The sequence below is a fragment of the Streptomyces sp. NPDC097617 genome (assembly GCF_044761485.1).
Taxonomy (GTDB): domain Bacteria; phylum Actinomycetota; class Actinomycetes; order Streptomycetales; family Streptomycetaceae; genus Streptomyces.
On record NZ_JBIWCL010000028.1, the window covers coordinates 50509 to 66523 of the forward strand.

Here is a 16015-nt window from a genome sequence, read left to right on the forward strand (position 1 = left end):
GCATGGCACAGGACGAGGGGCGGACGGGGCGGACGGGTCGGACCGCCCCGAAGGGATCGGCCCGGGGGACCTACGCGGTCGGCGACGCCCGGCGGCAGAAGATCCTCGACACCGCCGTCGAGCACTTCGCCCAGCGGGGCTTCAACGCCTCCTCGCTGGCCCGGATCGCCGCCGACTGCGGGATCACCCAGGGCGGGCTGCTGCACCACTTCCGCGGCAAGGAGGACCTGCTGCTCTCGGTCCTCGCCCAGAGCGAGCAGCACGATGTGGAGCGGCTGTTCAGTGAGCCCGCCGCGTCGGTCGCCGCCCACTTCGCCACCGTCGTGGACCTCGCCGCCGACAACGCGCGGCGGCCCGGCATCGTCCGGATGTTCAACACCCTGGTCGGCGAGTCCGGCAATCCCGGCCACCCCGCCCACGCGTACTTCACGCAGCGGTACGCCCGGGTGCTCGGCCACACCGTCGACCTGCTGGAGGCCGGCGTCGCCCGCGGCGAACTGCGCCCCGGCACCGACTGCGACGCCGTCGGCCGGGAGACCCTCGCCGTCATGGACGGCCTCCAGATCCAGTGGGTGCTGGCGCCCGCGAACGTGGACATGCCGGCCCGGCTGCGCGGCTTCCTGGACCGCCTGCTGCGGGACATCTCGGTCGCCGGGACGGGCCTGCCGGACGTCCCGCCGGGCGAGGACTAGCCGGTGCCGTGCCGATCGGGCAGGGCCGGCGCAAGGGCCGCTAGGGCGTTTCGCCGTCGCCGGTGAACGAGGGGAGCGCGTCCAGCACCTTCGTCAGGGAGTCCGGCAGCGACCCCTGGTCGCCCGCCACCTCGTGGCCGTCGTGCACGAAGGCGTAGGAGAACCCGTCGTAGATCGTGGGGCCGCCGGTCGCGATCCGGGGAAGCCGGGCGAAGTCCGCCTCCCGCAGGGCGGTGCGCAGGCCCCTGAGCTCCGCCTCGGACAGCTTGCCGGTGCCCGTCGGCCGTGCCCCGGCGTCCAGCCGGGTGAAGGAGCCGTCGCCCTTGACCACGAGGGTGTGGGTCCGCCCCGCGAAGCCGCCGCTCCGCGTGACTCGGACCAGGGTCTCGCCGGGGGCGGGGAGCCGGCCGACCGTGGGGCTCGCGGACGCACCCGTACTCGTGCTCGCGGGCGGGCTCGCACTCGGGTCGGCGGGCGGGCCCGTGCTCGTACGCGCGCTCGCGGCGGGCTCCGTGGAGGCCTTCGGGGGCGCGTCGTCACCGCCCCCGGAACCGGTGGGTCCGCAGCCCGCCAGGACCACCGCGCTCAGCACCGCCGCCGCCACCGCTCTCCACGCGTGCACACCCACCTCCGCAGGGACTCGGGTCCAACCCCGAGTATGGAGTCCGCACACCCGTTCCGACAGCACGCGGAGGCCGCCATCAGCCGGATCGCCCCCTGGCGGCTGCTCCCGCCGCTGATCGCCGTGCTCCTCGGCCTGTGGGGCCTGGAGCGCGGCGCCAGCATGTGGCGCGACGAGTCCGTCACCTGGCAGGTGGCCCACCGGCCGCTGGGCCGGATCGCGGAGCTGCTGGGCGGGGTCGACGCCGTGCACGGCCTGTACTACCTGCTCATGCACGGGGTCTTCCAGGCCTGGGACGGCGGCCTGTGGGCGCTGCGGCTGCCCTCCGTCGCCGCCACCGCCCTCGCGGCCGCCGGGGTGGCCGCGATCGCCCACCGGCTGGTGGGGGAGCGGGCCGCGCTCCTCGCGGGCTGCGTGTACGCCGTACTCCCGCCCGTGCAGATGTACGCCCAGGAAGGGCGGTCGTACGCCTTCGTCGCCGCCGCCGTCGTGTGGGCCACGTACCTGATGCTGTGCGAGCGGTGGGTGGCGTACACCGCGGTGCTGCTGCTCGGCTGCTGGCTGCACGAGTTCGCGGCCCTGGCCCTGCTCGCCCACGCCTTCACCGCCCGGCGCTCGCGCGGCTGGCGGTGGAGCGCGGCGGCCGTGGTCGCCCTGCTGCTGCCGCTGGCCGTGCTGAGCGCCCGGCAGGCCGAGCAGCAGCTCGGCTGGCTCGGGCGCCCGGGCTGGCAGGACTGGGCCGCGTACGCGGTGGTGGCCGCAGCGGCCCTGCTGCTCGCGCGGGGGGCGCCGGGGGACCTCGTACGGGTGGCGCTCCCGCTCGTCCTGCTGCCGCCCGGGCTGCTGATGGTCGTCTCGCTGTTCAACCCCTGGTACGTCGACCGGTACGTGCTCTACGCGCTGGCCGGGCTCGCCCTGCTGGCGGGCGCCCGGCTCGCGACGGCCCGCGGCTGGTGGCCGTGGGTGCTGGCGGGCGCCCTCCTGGCCGGGGCCGGCGTCTGGTCGGTGTGGCTGCGCACGCCGGAGAGCCGCAAGGACGACGCACTCGCGGTGGCCGCCGCCGTCCGCGAACGGGCGCGGCCGGGGGACGCGGTGGTCTTCATGCCCGCGCGCCGGCGCGAGTGGCTGCTGTCCTCCCCGGAGGTCTACGGGGAGCTGCGCGACGTGGCCCTGGACCGCACACCGACGTCCTCGCGCAGCCTCCAGGGCACCGAGCTGCCCCCGGAGCGGATCCGCGCGGCGCTGCTCGACTCGCCCCGGGTGATCGCCCTGCTGGACCCGGCGGGCCAGCCGCTGGACCCGTACCCGAAGGAGGCGGTCAAACGGGAGGAGCTGGCCGCCCGCTTCGACCTGTGCTCGATGACCGGGGTGCGCGGCGCCCGGGTCGCGGTCTACGGCCGCCCGGGCACCTGCCCCTGACCCCCCGGGCCCCGCCCTGGCCCGACCCCCGGCCCGTCCCGACCCCCGGCCCCGCCCCCCCGCCGTCGGAGCGGGTCCTGGCCGCGTCGGAGGATGGGGCGACCTGTGCCGTCGAGCCGGAGGTGCCGCATGACCACGCCCCACCACATGACGCCCGAAGCCCTGCCCGAAGCACGGCCGGAAGGCCTGCCCGAAGCACTGCCCGAAGCACTGCCCGGAGCGCTGCCGGGCCCGCTGGTCGGGGTGGACTGGCTCGCCCGGCGGTTGGGCGCGCCCGGACTCGTCCTCCTCGACGCCTCCGTCGGCGCCCACCGTGGCGCCGGGCACCGGATCCCCGGCGCCCGCCCCTTCGACCTCGACGGGGACCTGTCCGACCACACCGCACCGGCCCCGCACAGCATGCCCGGGGCCCCGGAGTTCACCGAGGCCGTGCGGGCCCTCGGCGTCGAGGACTCGGACACCGTCGTCGTCTACGACGGCGCCGGCCTGTACTCCAGCGCCCGCGCCTGGTGGATGCTGCGCGCCATGGGCTTCGACCGGGCCGCCGTCCTCGACGGGGGACTGCCCGCCTGGACGGCCGCCGGTCTGTCCGTCGAGGCCACCGGCCCCGCGTACGGGGGCCCGCGCGGCTCCTTCACCGCCCGGCCCCGGCCCGGCCTGCTGGTCGACAGCGCCACCGTCCAGCGAGCCCTGGCCGATCCGGCCGCCGCCGTCCTGGACGCCCGCACCCGGGGGCGGTTCGAGGGCACCGCCCCCGAACCCAGGCCGGGCCTGCGCGGCGGCCATATGCCGGGCGCGCTCAACCTGCCGTTCGGCGAACTCCTGGACGGGGCCGGGCTGATGCGCCCCGCCGGGGAACTGCGCGCGGCCTTCCGGGAGCCGGCCGGGGACCGGGAGCGGCTCTACTTCAGCTGCGGCTCCGGGGTGACCGCCTGCGTACTGGCCCTCGGCGCGACCCTCGCCGGGTACCGGGAGCTCGCGGTGTACGACGGTTCCTGGAGCGAGTGGGGCATGCCATCGGAGCTCCCCGTCACGACGAACGGGCAGCGGGCGGGCGGGGGTTAACCCCACCGGGGTCCGGGTACGCGCCCCATCGGCCGGGGGGCCTGCGCCGCCCGAGAATCGGGCATGACCTCACACACCACATCGGTCCGCGTCGCCCGCACCACGATCGCCGCCCTCGGGGCCGGCCTCCTGCTGGCCGGCTGCTCCTTCCCTGACGGTCCGAAGGACGGCGCGCGCAAGACCGCGACCGCCGACGCCACGGTCACCGAGGCGGTCACCGTGGTGCGGGTGACCGGGGCCCGGGCCGGCTCGATCGAGGTCACCCCCGCGAGCGGCCCCGCCGTCACGATCCGCCGCACCGTCCACTACCGCGACGGCGCCGCGCCGACCCCCGGCCAGAAGGTCACCGCCGGCGTACTGACCTTCACCGACGGCTGCTCCGAGAGCTGCTACGTCGACTACCGCCTCGAGGTCCCGGCCGCCGCCACGGTCGAACTGGAGAGCAGCAGCGGCGCCATCACGGTGACGGGCGTGGCGGCGGCCGGGGTGACGGCCGACTCCGGCACGGTGCGGGCCGAGCGGATCGGCGACCCGCTGACGATCCGTACCTCCTCCGGCGACATCACCGCCACCGGCCTGTCCGCCCCGGGCGCCGACGTCCACTCCGACTCGGGCGACGTCCGGCTGGACTTCGCGAAGGCGCCGTCCTCGGTGCTCGCCGAGACCACCTCGGGCAACGTCACCCTGAAGGTTCCCGCGGCCCCGTACCGGCTCGCGGTTTCCACCACCTCCGGCGACCGCGACGTCACCCTCCCCGACGACGCCTCCGCCCCCTCCCGCCTCTCGGCGAAGACCACCTCCGGCGACGTCCGCATCTCCGCCGTCTGACGCGTTCGCCGCGGGCGAACGGCGTGGGGGGAACATCGGGCGACGCACATGCATTGAGTCGGCATAGCTCAACTTCACTGCCGGAGGGAAGATCATGGCTTCGACGTCCGTCACACTCACCCTGCCCGTGCTGCCGCTCGACGACGAGGTCGTGCTGCCCGCAATGGTCGTTCCGCTGGACCTCTCCGACGCGGAGGTGCGCGCCGCCGTGGAGGCCGCGCAGGCCGCCGCCGGGACGAGCGGCAGCGGGAAGCCGCGGGTGCTGCTCGTGCCGCGCATCGACGGGACGTACGCCGCGACCGGTGTGCTCGGGACCGTCGAGCAGGTCGGCCGGCTCTCGGGCGGCGACCCCGGCGCGCTGATCCGCGGCCTCGGCCGGGTCCGTATCGGCGCCGGGACCACCGGCCCCGGCGCCGCGCTCTGGGTCGAGGGCGAGACCGTGGACGAGGCGGTGCCCGATCCGCTGCCCGGAGCGGTCGCCGAGCTCGTCAAGGAGTACAAGGCGCTCGCCACCAGCTGGCTCAAGAAGCGCGGGGCCTGGCAGGTCGTGGACCGGGTCCAGCAGATCGAAGGCGTGTCCGCGCTCGCGGACAACTCCGGGTACTCGCCCTTCCTGACGGTCGGGCAGAAGGTCGAACTGCTGGAGACGGCCGACCCGGTCGCCCGCCTGAAGCTCGCGATCAAGGCCCTCAGCGACCACCTCGCCGAGCAGGACGTGGCCGAGTCCATCGCCAAGGACGTCCAGGACGGCGTCGACAAGCAGCAGCGCGAGTTCCTGCTCCGGCGGCAGCTGGAGGCCGTACGCAAGGAACTGCGCGAGCTGAACGGCGAGCAGGACGGCGAGGAGTCCGACGACTACCGGGCCCGCGTCGAGTCCGCCGACCTCCCCGAGAAGGTACGGGAGGCCGCGCTCAAGGAGGTCGACAAGCTGGAGCGGTCCAGCGACCAGAGCCCCGAGGGCTCCTGGATCCGGACCTGGCTGGACACCGTGCTGGAACTGCCCTGGAACGAGCGCACCGAGGACGCGTACGACATCCGCGGCGCCCGGGCGGTGCTCGACGCCGAGCACGCGGGCCTCAGCGACGTGAAGGACCGCATCACCGAGTACCTCGCCGTCCGCAAGCGGCGCGGCGAGCGCGGCATGGGCGTCATCGGCGGTCGCCGGGGCGGCGCCGTGCTGGCGCTGGTCGGTCCTCCCGGAGTCGGAAAGACCTCGCTCGGTGAAAGCGTGGCGCACGCCATGGGCCGCAAGTTCGTCCGCGTCGCGCTCGGCGGCGTACGGGACGAGGCCGAGATCCGCGGCCACCGCCGGACCTACGTCGGCGCCCTGCCCGGCCGGATCGTCCGGGCCATCAAGGAGGCCGGGTCGATGAACCCGGTGGTCCTCCTCGACGAGATCGACAAGGTGGGCTCCGACTTCCGCGGCGACCCGGCGGCCGCCCTGCTGGAGGTCCTGGACCCGGCGCAGAACCACACCTTCCGCGACCACTACCTGGAGGTGGAACTCGACCTCAGCGACGTCGTCTTCCTGGCCACCGCCAACGTCCTGGAGGCCATCCCCGAGGCCCTGGCCGACCGGATGGAGCTCGTCCGCCTCGACGGGTACACCGAGGACGAGAAGGTCGTCATCGCCCGCGACCACCTGCTGCCCCGCCAGCTGGAGCGCGCCGGGCTCGGCGCCGACGAGGTGGTCCTGGAGGAGGCCGCCCTGCGCAGGCTGGCCGGCGAGTACACCCGCGAGGCGGGCGTACGCACCCTGGAGCGGTCCCTCGCCCGCCTGCTGCGCAAGGTCGCCTCGCAGCACGAGCTGGGGGACCGGGAACTGCCCTTCAGCATCGGCGCGGACGATCTGCGGGGGCTGATCGGGCGCCCGCACCACGTGCCCGAGTCCGCCCAGGACCCGGCCGAGCGGCGCACCGCCGTCCCCGGCGTGGCCACCGGCCTCGCGGTCACCGGCGCGGGCGGCGACGTGCTGTTCGTGGAGGCCTCGCTCGCCGACCCGGAGACGGGCGCGGCCGGCCTGACCCTCACCGGCCAGCTCGGCGACGTCATGAAGGAGTCGGCGCAGATCGCGCTGAGCTTCCTGCGCTCGCACGGCGCGGAACTGGAGCTGCCGGTCGCCGACCTGAAGGACCGGGGCGTGCACATCCACTTCCCGGCGGGCGCCGTGCCCAAGGACGGCCCGAGCGCGGGCATCACGATGACCACCGCACTCGCCTCGCTGCTCTCCGGGCGGCAGGTGCGCACGGACGTGGCCATGACCGGCGAGGTCTCGCTGACCGGGCGGGTCCTGCCGATCGGCGGGGTGAAGCAGAAGCTGCTCGCCGCGCACCGGGCCGGGCTGACCACCGTCATCATCCCGAAGCGCAACGAGGCCGACCTGGACGATGTCCCGGCGGAGGTACTGGCAGGACTGGAGGTGCACCCGGTGACCGACGTGCGCCAGGTCCTGGAGCTCGCCCTGGCCCGCGCGCAGGCTCCGGTCACCGCAGTGGCCTGAGCACCCGACACGCCGACCGCGCACGGCCCGGTGTCCCGCTCCGGCGGGGTACCGGGTCGTCGGCGCACCCGCTGCGAAATACTGGTCCCGCACCCACCGAGGTGCCACACACCATCGAAGGAGCAGGACGTGCACGGGAGCGAAGACCAGGAGTTCCTTGCCCTGGAGCGGGAGCTGTCCGTCTTCCTCCGACGGGCCCGCGCCTCCTCCGGCGAGATGGCCCGCGAGCTCCACCCCGAGCTGGAACCGGCCGCGTACGGGCTCCTCGTACGCCTGGAGGCGGCCGGCCGGCAGCGGGCCACCGAGCTCGCCGCCTACTTCGGGGTCGGCAAGGCCACCATGAGCCGGCAGCTGCGGGCCCTGGAGGTGCTGGGTCTGGTGGCCCGCGAGCCGGACCCCGCCGACGGCCGGGCCTCCCTGGTGGGCCTCACCGAGGAGGGCCGGGAGCGCTTCCTGCGGGTCCGGGGCGCGCGGCGCGAGCAGTACATGCGCAAGCTCGCCGACTGGGACCGCGGCGAGGTGGCGGAACTGGCCCGGCTGCTGAACCAGTTGAACGCGGGCGCGGAGTAGGGAAACGCCCCGTGGTGCGGGGCTGGGCGCCGGGAGCGCTCAGAGCTCCGCGTAGACAGCCGAGGCGTCGTCGTGCCGCTTGTACCGGGCCGACGGACGGGCCGGGTCGGACTCGACGGCGCGCACCCGGTCGATCAGGCCCCGCGCACCCTCTTTCCGCAGCACCGCCAGGCAATCCGCCCAGTCGCCCTCCCCGAAGGTGTCCGTCCACCGGCTCGCCCCGTCCGTGAGCGCGGCCACCGCCCGCACCCGCCCGCGCGGGGTGCGCCCCGTCACCGCCCGGGCCGCCACCGCCGGGTCCGCGGCCGCCGTGAAGAAGCCGCCCTCCGCGTTGCGCAGGGCGTCCGTCGCGGCCACCGAGCCCAGTACCTCCCGCGGGATCCGGTCCAGCCGGTCGTCGAGCACCGCCGTCACCTCGCCCCCGGGTGCCTGCAGGAGCAGTACGGAGTCCGAGAGGACGAGGTGCTCCACGTACCGCGCGTCCCAGCGGACCACGACGACCGTCGCCTGCGGGGTTCGCACGTGAGAAAGGTCACAGGTGTCGCGGTGGGCGTCGGCCGTGGCGCGGACGGACTCGGCCAGAACCTGATCGAGCGGCATGTCCCGCCGCGATCCGGACAGTTCGGTCAATCGGCCGCCGAGCCGGGCCGCGAACCAGGGCACTCCGTGCACGCACCCGTCATCGCCGGCCGGCGGCGTGACGCCGTCCAGAACCACGAGCACGCCGCCGCCCGAAGCGGGGACCGCGGCCGACACCCAGTCCTCATTGGGGCGTTCCTGGTGGCCGGGGGCCGAGGCGAGGTCGATGCGCATACCGGCATTCTGCCGCGCGAGGGGCGGAGAGCGCGGGCAGGTACGTACCAAAACGGAGGCGGATCGGCGCAGCGGGCGCGGAGTTCGCGGACACGGGCCGCGGGGGCCGGGGCGGCGGGCCACCCATGTGGGCGGGCATACTGCCAAAGCCCCTATCGATCTTTCAACCACCTGTCCATGGCGGCGCTCTGACACGGGGTGCCCGAGTTGGTCGGCAACTCATCCGTGATGTTCACTCCTTCGAGTGGCCGGGTGGGCGATGTGCGGCTCTCTCCCCAACACGCTGCAAAGGTCTGAGGCGGTACGAGGGGGCAGGGGGCGTTTACTTGTTGACCGGCCGTTACCTCGGCCACACGAGTAGACGAGCTAGAGCACACGTACAGGATTGCGAGCACCGGTGCAGAAGAAGCGGTCTCGGAAGAACGGCACCGCCGCCGACGGCCCGGCCCCCGCAGGACGCCGCGTCCGCGTGCGCCGCAGGCTGGTCATCGGCGTCGCCGTCGCGGGCCTCACCGTCCTCGCGGCAGGCGCGCCAGCCGTCGTCTCCGCAACGAGAGAACTGAACGACTCCCAGCGCCTGGTCACCCTCGCGGACCAGAGCCGGCAGACCCTCACCCTCGCGCACCTCCTCGCCGACGAGCGCGACACCGTCGTCGAGTACGCCGCGAAGGGCCGCCCCGGCGGCGCCCGGACGCCCGTCCAGGAGCGCACGGCCCGCACCGACCGGCAGCTCGCCGAGGTCCAGGCCGAGGCCGACGAGGCGACCGCCGGCACCCTGGCCCGGGTCCGGGCCGTCCGCGGCGAGGCCGTCGACGGCAAGGGCAGCGCCCTCGCCGCCCACCAGGCCTACGCCGCGGTCATCGCGGAAATCCTCGCGCCGGGCGTCCGGCTCGCCGAACTGACCCCGCCGCGCGCCGAAGCCGCCCTCGTCACCACCCGTCCGCTGGCCCCGCTGGGCCAGGCCGTGGAACAGGCCTCGGCCACCCGTGGACTGCTGCTCGCCGCTCTGGCCGTCCCCCGCGGCGATCAGCCCCCCAACTCGGCCGTGGTCGACGAACTCACCACCGCCGCCCAGCGGGCGCGCGTACGGGAACAGGCCGCCCTCGACGACTTCGCGCGGGCCGCGCGGCCCGAGGTGCGCCAGACCCTGGCCGTCACCGTCACCGGCCCCGAGGTCAAGGCGGCCGACGACTTCCTCAAGCGGCTCACCGACCGGCCCACCCTGAGCACCGCCGACCGCAAGACCGACGGAGCCACCGTGGCCCCGGCGCTCACGGCGCGCATCGACCGCATGCGGACCGTGGAGGCCACCCTCGCGGGTGAACGGGCCACCGCCCTGGCCTCCCTGCGCGACGACGACGTGACCCGGCTCGAAATCATGATCGCCCTGATGGGCGTGCTGTTCGTGGTCGCCGTCGGCATCTCGACCGCCGTTGCGCGCTCCCTCACCCGGCCGCTGTCGGTCCTGCGCCGCGGCGCGCAGCGGCTGGCGACGCCGGAGGGCTCCGTGGAACCGGTGCGCTTCACCGGCCGCAACGACGAGTTCGCCGAGGTCGTGCGCCACCTCAACGCGGTGCGCGACCAGACGGTCTCCCTGCACACCCGGATCGCCGGGCTCGACGCCGACCGCCGCCGGATCATCGGCCGCAACGAGGCCCTCGCCGCCGGCCGGGACGTGCTGGAGGAGGAGCTGACGAAGCTGCGGGCGGGGCTGGAGGAGCACCGGCGCATCATGTCGACGACCTCCGTCTCGCTGTCGCTGCGGACCCTGGGCCTGGTGGAACGCCAGCTCGCGGTCATCGAGGAGCTGGAATCCAAGGAGCAGGACTCCGACCGCCTGGCGACCCTCTTCAAGCTGGACCACCTCGCGACCGTGATGCGCCGCCACAACGAGAACCTGCTGGTCCTCTCCGGGCAGGAGCACGGCCACGGGCAGGGACTGCCGGTGCCGCTCGTCGATGTCATGCGGGCCGCGGTCAGCGAGATCGAGCGCTACGAGCGGGTCGAACTCGCCGCGCTGCCCTCGTACACCCAGATCGCGGGGCACGCGGCCGACGACATCTCGCACGTGCTCGCCGAGCTGCTGGAGAACGCGACCACGTTCTCGCCGCCGGAGGTCAAGGTGAAGGTGTCCGGCTGGCTCCAGGGCTCCGGCGACGTGGTGCTGTCCGTCGTGGACGAGGGCATCGGCGTCACCGGGGACCGCCTGGAGGCGCTGAACACCCGGCTGTCCACGCCCGAGGCCTACGACGAGGAACCCGAGGCGGAACACGGCCTCGGCCTCGGCCTGTACGTGGCCGGGCGGCTCGCCGCCCGGCACGGCGTCACCGCGGAGCTGCGCGCCGGGCGGCACGGCGGGACCGAGGCCCTGGTGGTCGTCCCGGCGACGCTGCTGCCCACCACCCCGGTGGTCTCCCCGGTGCACGTCCTGGCCACGCCGGGCGGACCCGCCCTGCGGCTGCCCGGCGTGATAGCGGAGGCCAACGAGAACACGCTGCCGGCGCGGCGACGGGGCGCGCATGCCGCCCCGGACACGGAGGCGGACGCCGAAGCCGAAGCCGAAGCCAACGCGGGAGCGGGCGCGGAGGCCGAGGTGGTGGCCGAGGCCGCTCCCGTCGAGCCGTCGGTCCCGGCTGCCGCCGAGCCCGAGCCCGAGCCCGATCCGGGGGCGGACCCGGAGCCGGCGCCGGAGCCCGCCGTCGCGGCGGTCCCGATCACCCTGGCCGAGGCACTGGCGGGCCCCGCCGTCGTGGCCGACGCCCCGGCCGAGGCGGACCCGTTCGCCGAGGCGCCCGGGGCCGGTCCGTTCGCCGACGCGCCCGGGGCGGATCCGTTCGCCGACGTGCCCGCCGCGGCCGGACTGCCGCCCGCCGACCAGGTGTTCGTGGCCGCGCCCCCGGCAGGGGACGCGCCCACCCCTGAGGAACAGCTGCTCGCGCGGGTCGTCCCCGACGCCGAGCAGGTCGCCCTCGGGGCGCCGGACCCCGCCGAGGGGATCGGGGCCGCGGCGCACGACGCCGCACCCGTGGCCGACGTACGGGAAACAGAACCGGAGGCGGACCCGCACACCCACGCCCCGGCCGAGGGCAACTGGCTCCCCCGCCAGGGCAGCCACCCTGCCGACCAGGCCGAGGGCGACGGAGCCGTCACCGACAAGGGCCTGCCGAGGCGGACCCCGCGCGCCGTTCCCGCCAAGCGCGACGCCCGTGACGACGGACCGCCCGAGCCGCCGCGCCGGGTCGACGCCGAGGAGTTGCGGCGCCGGCTCGGGGGCTTCTACCAGGGAGCCCAGGACGGCCGGCGCGTCGCCGCCGCCGAACTCGCGCAGGACCAGGCGCTCGACCAAGCCCTCGACCAGGGGCAGCCGCACACGCAGAGGCAGGGCCAGAGCAAGACCGACCGGGGGGACACCGCACAGGAGGCACGCACATGACCGCGCCCAGTACGTACGGACTGAGCATCCAGGCCCGCAACCTGCAGTGGCTGCTGACCGACCTGGTCGAGGAGGTGCCCGGCGTCAACTCCGTCGCCGTCGTCTCCTCGGACGGGCTGCTGCTCCTGTCCTCGGACCCGGGAGCGGGCGCACCCGAGCCACCGGTCGAGCCCCGGGCCAAGGGCCCGCGCGGCGCGTCCGCCGACCTCGCCACCATCGTCTCCGGCCTCGGCAGCCTCACCACGGGCGCCGCCGCGCTCATGGAGACCGGCGCGGTCAAGCAGACGATGGTCGCGATGGAGCACGGCTCCGTCTTCGTGATGGCCATCAGCGACGGCTCGCTGCTGGGCGTGCACGCCACTCCCGACTGCGACATGAGCGTCGTCGCCTACCACATGGCCCTGTTCGTCGGCCGTGCCGGCCATGTCCTGACCCCCGAAGTCCGCAGCGAGCTGCGCCAGTCGATGGAGAACACCCCGTGAGGAGTACGGCCTCCGACCGGCTGCCGATACGCGGCGCCGACCGCCGCCCCGCCCGCGTCCGCCCGTACTCCCTCACGGGCGGCCGGACCCGGTTCACGCAGGTCCTGCTCGTCGAAACGTTCGTGGCCGCCCTGGACACGAAGGTGTCGGAGCCGCAGAAGCCCGACCGCATGCCGGAGATGCCCGCCATCGTCGAGGTCTGCCGCCGCATGCGCACGATCGCCGAGATAGCCGCGCTCCTGGGGCTTCCGCTCGGCGTGGTCCGCGTCCTGGTCAGCGACCTCGCGGACCAGGGCAGGCTCCGCGTCTACGGAACGGGCCACGGCACCGGCCGCCCCGAACGTGCGCTGCTGGAAAGGGTGCTCAGTGGTCTTCGCCGTCTCTGACCATCCCGTGTCCCTGGCGCCGTCGGACGACGACGAACCGGTCCAGGCCTGGCAGTACGACCGCTCCCGCGCACCCGTCGCCGTCAAGGTGCTGGTCGCGGGCGGCTTCGGCGTCGGCAAGACCACCTTCGTCTCCTCGGTCTCCGAGATCACCCCGCTGCGTACCGAGGCGGTGATGACCCGGGCCGGCGCCCCGACGGACGACCTGTCCGGCACCCCGGACAAGAAGACCACCACCGTCGCCATGGACTTCGGCCGCATCACCCTCGACGACGACCTCGTCCTCTACGTGTACGGGACCCCCGGCCAGGAGCGCTTCTGGTTCATGTGGGACGACCTGGTGCGCGGGGCCATCGGCGGTCTCGTCCTGGCCGACACCCGCCGCCTGCGCGACTGCTTCCCGGCCCTCGACTACTTCGAGAGCTGCGGGCTCCCGTACGCCGTCGCCGTCAACCACTTCGACGGTTCGCAGTCGTACGAGCCCGAGGACGTGCGCGAGGCGCTCGGCATCCCGCCCCACGCGCCCGTGGTGATCATGGATGCGAGGCGCCGCGACACGGTGGTCGAATCCCTGCTCGCCCTGGTGGGCCACGCGCTCGACGCCACTCCCGAATAGAGCACCCCCGAACAGAGACGTGAGAGATGCGCAAGATACTCGTCGTGGGAGCCGGCCAGTCCGGTCTCCAGCTCGCACTCGGACTCCAGTCGAAGGGGTACGAGGTCACCCTCATGTCCAACCGGACGGCGGACGAGATCCGCGCCGGGCGGGTCATGTCCACGCAGTGCATGTTCGACACGGCGCTGCAGCACGAGCGGGACCTCCGGATCAACTTCTGGGACCGGCAGGCGCCGAAGATCGAGGGCCTCGGCGTCTCCGTCGCCGCCCCCGATTCCGGCCGGGCCGTCGACTGGCTCGGCACGCTCAAGGGGTTCGCGCAGTCCGTCGACCAGCGCGTGAAGATGGCCGGCTGGCTCGACACCTTCGTGCAGCGGGGCGGGCAGCTGGTCATCCACGGGGCCTCCGTCGCCGACCTCGACTTCTTCTCCCGCACCTATGACCTGGTGCTCGTCGCCGCCGGCAAGGGCGAGCTGGTCTCGATGTTCGAGCGGGACGCGGCGCGTTCCCCCTACGACGCCCCGCAGCGCGCGCTCGCCGTCTCCTACGTGCACGGCCTCGGCCCCCGCCCGGAGCACCCGGAGACGGAGGCGGTCCGCTGCAACCTGGTCCCGGGCGTCGGCGAGCTGTTCGTCATGCCGACCCTGACCACCTCCGGCCGGGCCGACATCCTCTTCTGGGAGGGCGTCCCGGGCGGTCCGGTGGACGCCTTCAAGGGCGTCAAGGACCCGGCGGACCACCTGGCGCTCACGCTGGAGCTGATGGAGACCTTCACGCCGTGGGAGTACGCCCGGGCGACGAACGTGGAGCTGACGGACGCGGGCGCCACGCTCGCCGGGCGCTACGCGCCGGTCGTCCGCAACCCGATCGGGCGCCTGCCCGGCGGGGGCCTGGTGCTGGGCGTCGCGGACGTGGTCGTCGCGAACGACCCGATCACCGGCCAGGGCTCGAACTCCGCCGCGAAGTGCGCCGCCTCGTACCTGTCGTCGATCCTGATGCACGGGGACAAGCCGTTCGACGAGGCGTGGATGAAGGCCACCTTCGACAAGTTCTGGTTCACCACGGGCAAGCCGGTCACCCAGTGGACGAACGCGATGCTGGGCGTCCCGCCGGAGCACGTACTGAACCTGATCGGGGCGGCCGGGCAGCTCCAGCCGGTGGCGAATCGATTCGCCAACGGCTTCGACAACCCGGCCGACTTCGACGCGTACTTCTACGACCCCGAGGACGCGGCCGACTACCTGGCCGAGGTCGCCTCCGCCGCCCCCGCTTCCTCTGCTTCCGCTTCCGCCTCCGGGGCCTCCTCGGCGGAGTAACCGCTGTCGTCCCCCGCCTCCGCCGCCGGTGCCTCCGGCAGCGCGGGCGGGGTGAACTCCGTGAGCGGGGCCCCGTCCGGGTCCGGGCGGACGGCCCCCAGCAGCGGGTTCGCGGCGATCGGCGAGACCTTGACGCGGGCGCCGGGCCGCGGCGCCTGGATCACCTTGCCGTCACCGACGTACAGGCCCACGTGGGTGGCCTTGGGGAAATAGACCACCAGGTCGCCCGGCCGCAGCTCGTCCAGCGGCACCTTCGGCAGCTGCGCCCACTGCTCCTGGCTGGTCCGGGGGATGGAGCGCCCTGCGTGCGCCCAGGCCTGCGAGGTCAGCCCGGAGCAGTCGAAGGACCCCGGCCCCTCGGCGCCCCAGACGTACGGCTTGCCGATCTGGGCCGCCGCATAGGTGAGGGCCGCGCCGCCGGCCGCCGTGGGGGTGCCCGTACGGGTGGGGAGCCGGCCCGAGTCGACCAGGTTCCGCTGCGCCGCGGCGGTGTTCTCGGCCTCCTTCGCGCCGAGCAGGGTCAGCTGATCCGGGGTCAGGGCGGCGAGGACCCGCTCGACCTCCTTGAGCTGCGCCGCGACCTCGTCCTGGTGGAGCTTCTGCCGCGCGGCGAGGGTCCGGCGGGTGTCCAGGGACGTGCGGGCCCGGGCGGCCAGCGCGTCGGCCTCCTTCTCGCCCCGTGCGAGCCGGGCCAGTACGCCAGCGCGCCGCGCGCCCTCGCGGGCGGCGAGCCGGCGCTGGTCCAGGGCCGCCTGAGGGTTCCCGGCGAGCAGCATCCGGGCGTAGGGGGACAGACCCCGGCCACCCTGGTACTGCTCCCGGGCCAGCCGCCCGGCGAGGGCCTTCTCGGAATCCAGGGCCGTACGGGCCCGGCCGAGGTCGGCGGTGCGCAGCCGCTCCTCCGCCCGGCCGGCCCTGAGGGCCACCTCGGTGGAGTTGTACGCCTCGGTGGCCTCCTCGGCCTTCTGGTAAAGGCCCTGAAGGCGGGTGAGCAGTACCCCGACGGACTCCCCTTCGGGGAGCCCCGGTTCGGCACCGGCGTGCGGGACCGGCCCGGCGAGGAGGAGCACTGCGGCGATGCAGGCGGCGCGAAGCGGCCGAGGGGACAGCCGATATGACATGGGATCACCTCCGAGGCGACCGATGCTGCCACGCCCGGTATGACAAATCGCCCAACGGAGTCGGCCGGTCGGCGGGGGCCACCCGGTTGGGGGTGGCCCGCCCCCGTCCCGCCCCCAACCTGCCCCCGCATCGCCGCCCCCGCCGCCCCGCC

General features: G+C 74.6%; 14 protein-coding genes. 11 read left to right on the top strand and 3 right to left on the bottom strand.

Going from position 1 to position 16015, the window contains the following annotated elements:
- Positions 1 to 2: 2 nt before the first annotated feature.
- Positions 3 to 692, top strand: a complete 690-nt coding sequence (locus ACIQZO_RS33340) for a TetR family transcriptional regulator (protein WP_403633561.1) — start codon at positions 3 to 5, stop codon at positions 690 to 692.
- Between the two features lie 40 nt (positions 693 to 732).
- Here ACIQZO_RS33340 and ACIQZO_RS33345 read toward each other — a convergent pair whose 3' ends face one another.
- On the bottom strand, positions 733 to 1314 hold the full coding sequence (locus ACIQZO_RS33345) for a hypothetical protein (RefSeq protein WP_403633564.1): 582 nt from the start codon (positions 1312 to 1314) through the stop codon (positions 733 to 735).
- Between the two features lie 36 nt (positions 1315 to 1350).
- Between ACIQZO_RS33345 and ACIQZO_RS33350 the strand changes: the two genes are divergently transcribed.
- From ACIQZO_RS33350 to ACIQZO_RS33370, 5 genes are all read left to right on the top strand, one after another.
- Positions 1351 to 2733 carry a hypothetical protein gene (locus tag ACIQZO_RS33350; RefSeq protein ID WP_403633567.1) on the top strand — a complete coding sequence of 461 codons (1383 nt, stop codon included), beginning with the start codon at positions 1351 to 1353 and terminating at the stop codon, positions 2731 to 2733.
- 129 nt (positions 2734 to 2862) lie between these two features.
- Positions 2863 to 3798, top strand: a complete 936-nt coding sequence (locus tag ACIQZO_RS33355; protein ID WP_403633570.1) for a sulfurtransferase — start codon at positions 2863 to 2865, stop codon at positions 3796 to 3798.
- 63 nt (positions 3799 to 3861) lie between these two features.
- On the top strand, positions 3862 to 4626 hold the full coding sequence (locus ACIQZO_RS33360) for a DUF4097 family beta strand repeat-containing protein (RefSeq protein WP_403633573.1): 765 nt from the start codon (positions 3862 to 3864) through the stop codon (positions 4624 to 4626).
- A gap of 94 nt (positions 4627 to 4720) precedes the next feature.
- Positions 4721 to 7126: an endopeptidase La gene (lon, locus tag ACIQZO_RS33365; protein WP_403633575.1), complete on the top strand. Its 2406-nt coding sequence runs from the start codon at positions 4721 to 4723 to the stop codon at positions 7124 to 7126.
- 129 nt (positions 7127 to 7255) lie between these two features.
- Positions 7256 to 7696, top strand: a complete 441-nt coding sequence (locus ACIQZO_RS33370) for a MarR family winged helix-turn-helix transcriptional regulator (protein WP_030013696.1) — start codon at positions 7256 to 7258, stop codon at positions 7694 to 7696.
- A gap of 39 nt (positions 7697 to 7735) precedes the next feature.
- Here the strand turns inward: ACIQZO_RS33370 and ACIQZO_RS33375 are convergent, their stop codons facing one another.
- Positions 7736 to 8509 (bottom strand): protein phosphatase 2C domain-containing protein, encoded by a 774-nt coding sequence (locus tag ACIQZO_RS33375; RefSeq protein WP_403633577.1) that lies wholly within the window; start codon positions 8507 to 8509, stop codon positions 7736 to 7738.
- A gap of 397 nt (positions 8510 to 8906) precedes the next feature.
- Here ACIQZO_RS33375 and ACIQZO_RS33380 point away from each other — a divergent pair, with 397 nt between their 5' ends.
- Genes ACIQZO_RS33380 through ACIQZO_RS33400 form a run of 5 tightly spaced genes read left to right on the top strand, consistent with a single transcriptional unit; the run spans position 8907 to position 14742 of the window.
- The gene (locus ACIQZO_RS33380) at positions 8907 to 11942 is read left to right on the top strand and encodes a nitrate- and nitrite sensing domain-containing protein (protein ID WP_403633580.1); all 3036 of its coding nucleotides are present in this window, start codon (positions 8907 to 8909) and stop codon (positions 11940 to 11942) included.
- Positions 11939 to 12424, top strand: coding sequence for a roadblock/LC7 domain-containing protein (locus ACIQZO_RS33385; protein WP_403633582.1), 486 nt, complete (start codon positions 11939 to 11941; stop codon positions 12422 to 12424). Before ACIQZO_RS33380 ends, ACIQZO_RS33385 begins: the two co-directional genes overlap by 4 nt.
- Positions 12421 to 12810, top strand: a complete 390-nt coding sequence (locus tag ACIQZO_RS33390; RefSeq protein WP_403633585.1) for a DUF742 domain-containing protein — start codon at positions 12421 to 12423, stop codon at positions 12808 to 12810. The genes ACIQZO_RS33385 and ACIQZO_RS33390 overlap by 4 nt, the downstream gene beginning before the upstream one ends.
- A gap of 7 nt (positions 12811 to 12817) precedes the next feature.
- Positions 12818 to 13426, top strand: a complete 609-nt coding sequence (locus tag ACIQZO_RS33395; protein WP_403633588.1) for a GTP-binding protein — start codon at positions 12818 to 12820, stop codon at positions 13424 to 13426.
- Positions 13427 to 13452: 26 nt separating this feature from the next.
- Complete coding sequence (locus ACIQZO_RS33400; RefSeq protein ID WP_403633590.1) at positions 13453 to 14742, top strand: styrene monooxygenase/indole monooxygenase family protein; 1290 nt, start codon at positions 13453 to 13455, stop codon at positions 14740 to 14742.
- Here the strand turns inward: ACIQZO_RS33400 and ACIQZO_RS33405 are convergent.
- Positions 14664 to 15851 carry a C40 family peptidase gene (locus ACIQZO_RS33405; RefSeq protein ID WP_403633677.1) on the bottom strand — a complete coding sequence of 396 codons (1188 nt, stop codon included), beginning with the start codon at positions 15849 to 15851 and terminating at the stop codon, positions 14664 to 14666. The genes ACIQZO_RS33400 and ACIQZO_RS33405 overlap by 79 nt on opposite strands.
- Positions 15852 to 16015 lie beyond the last annotated feature (164 nt).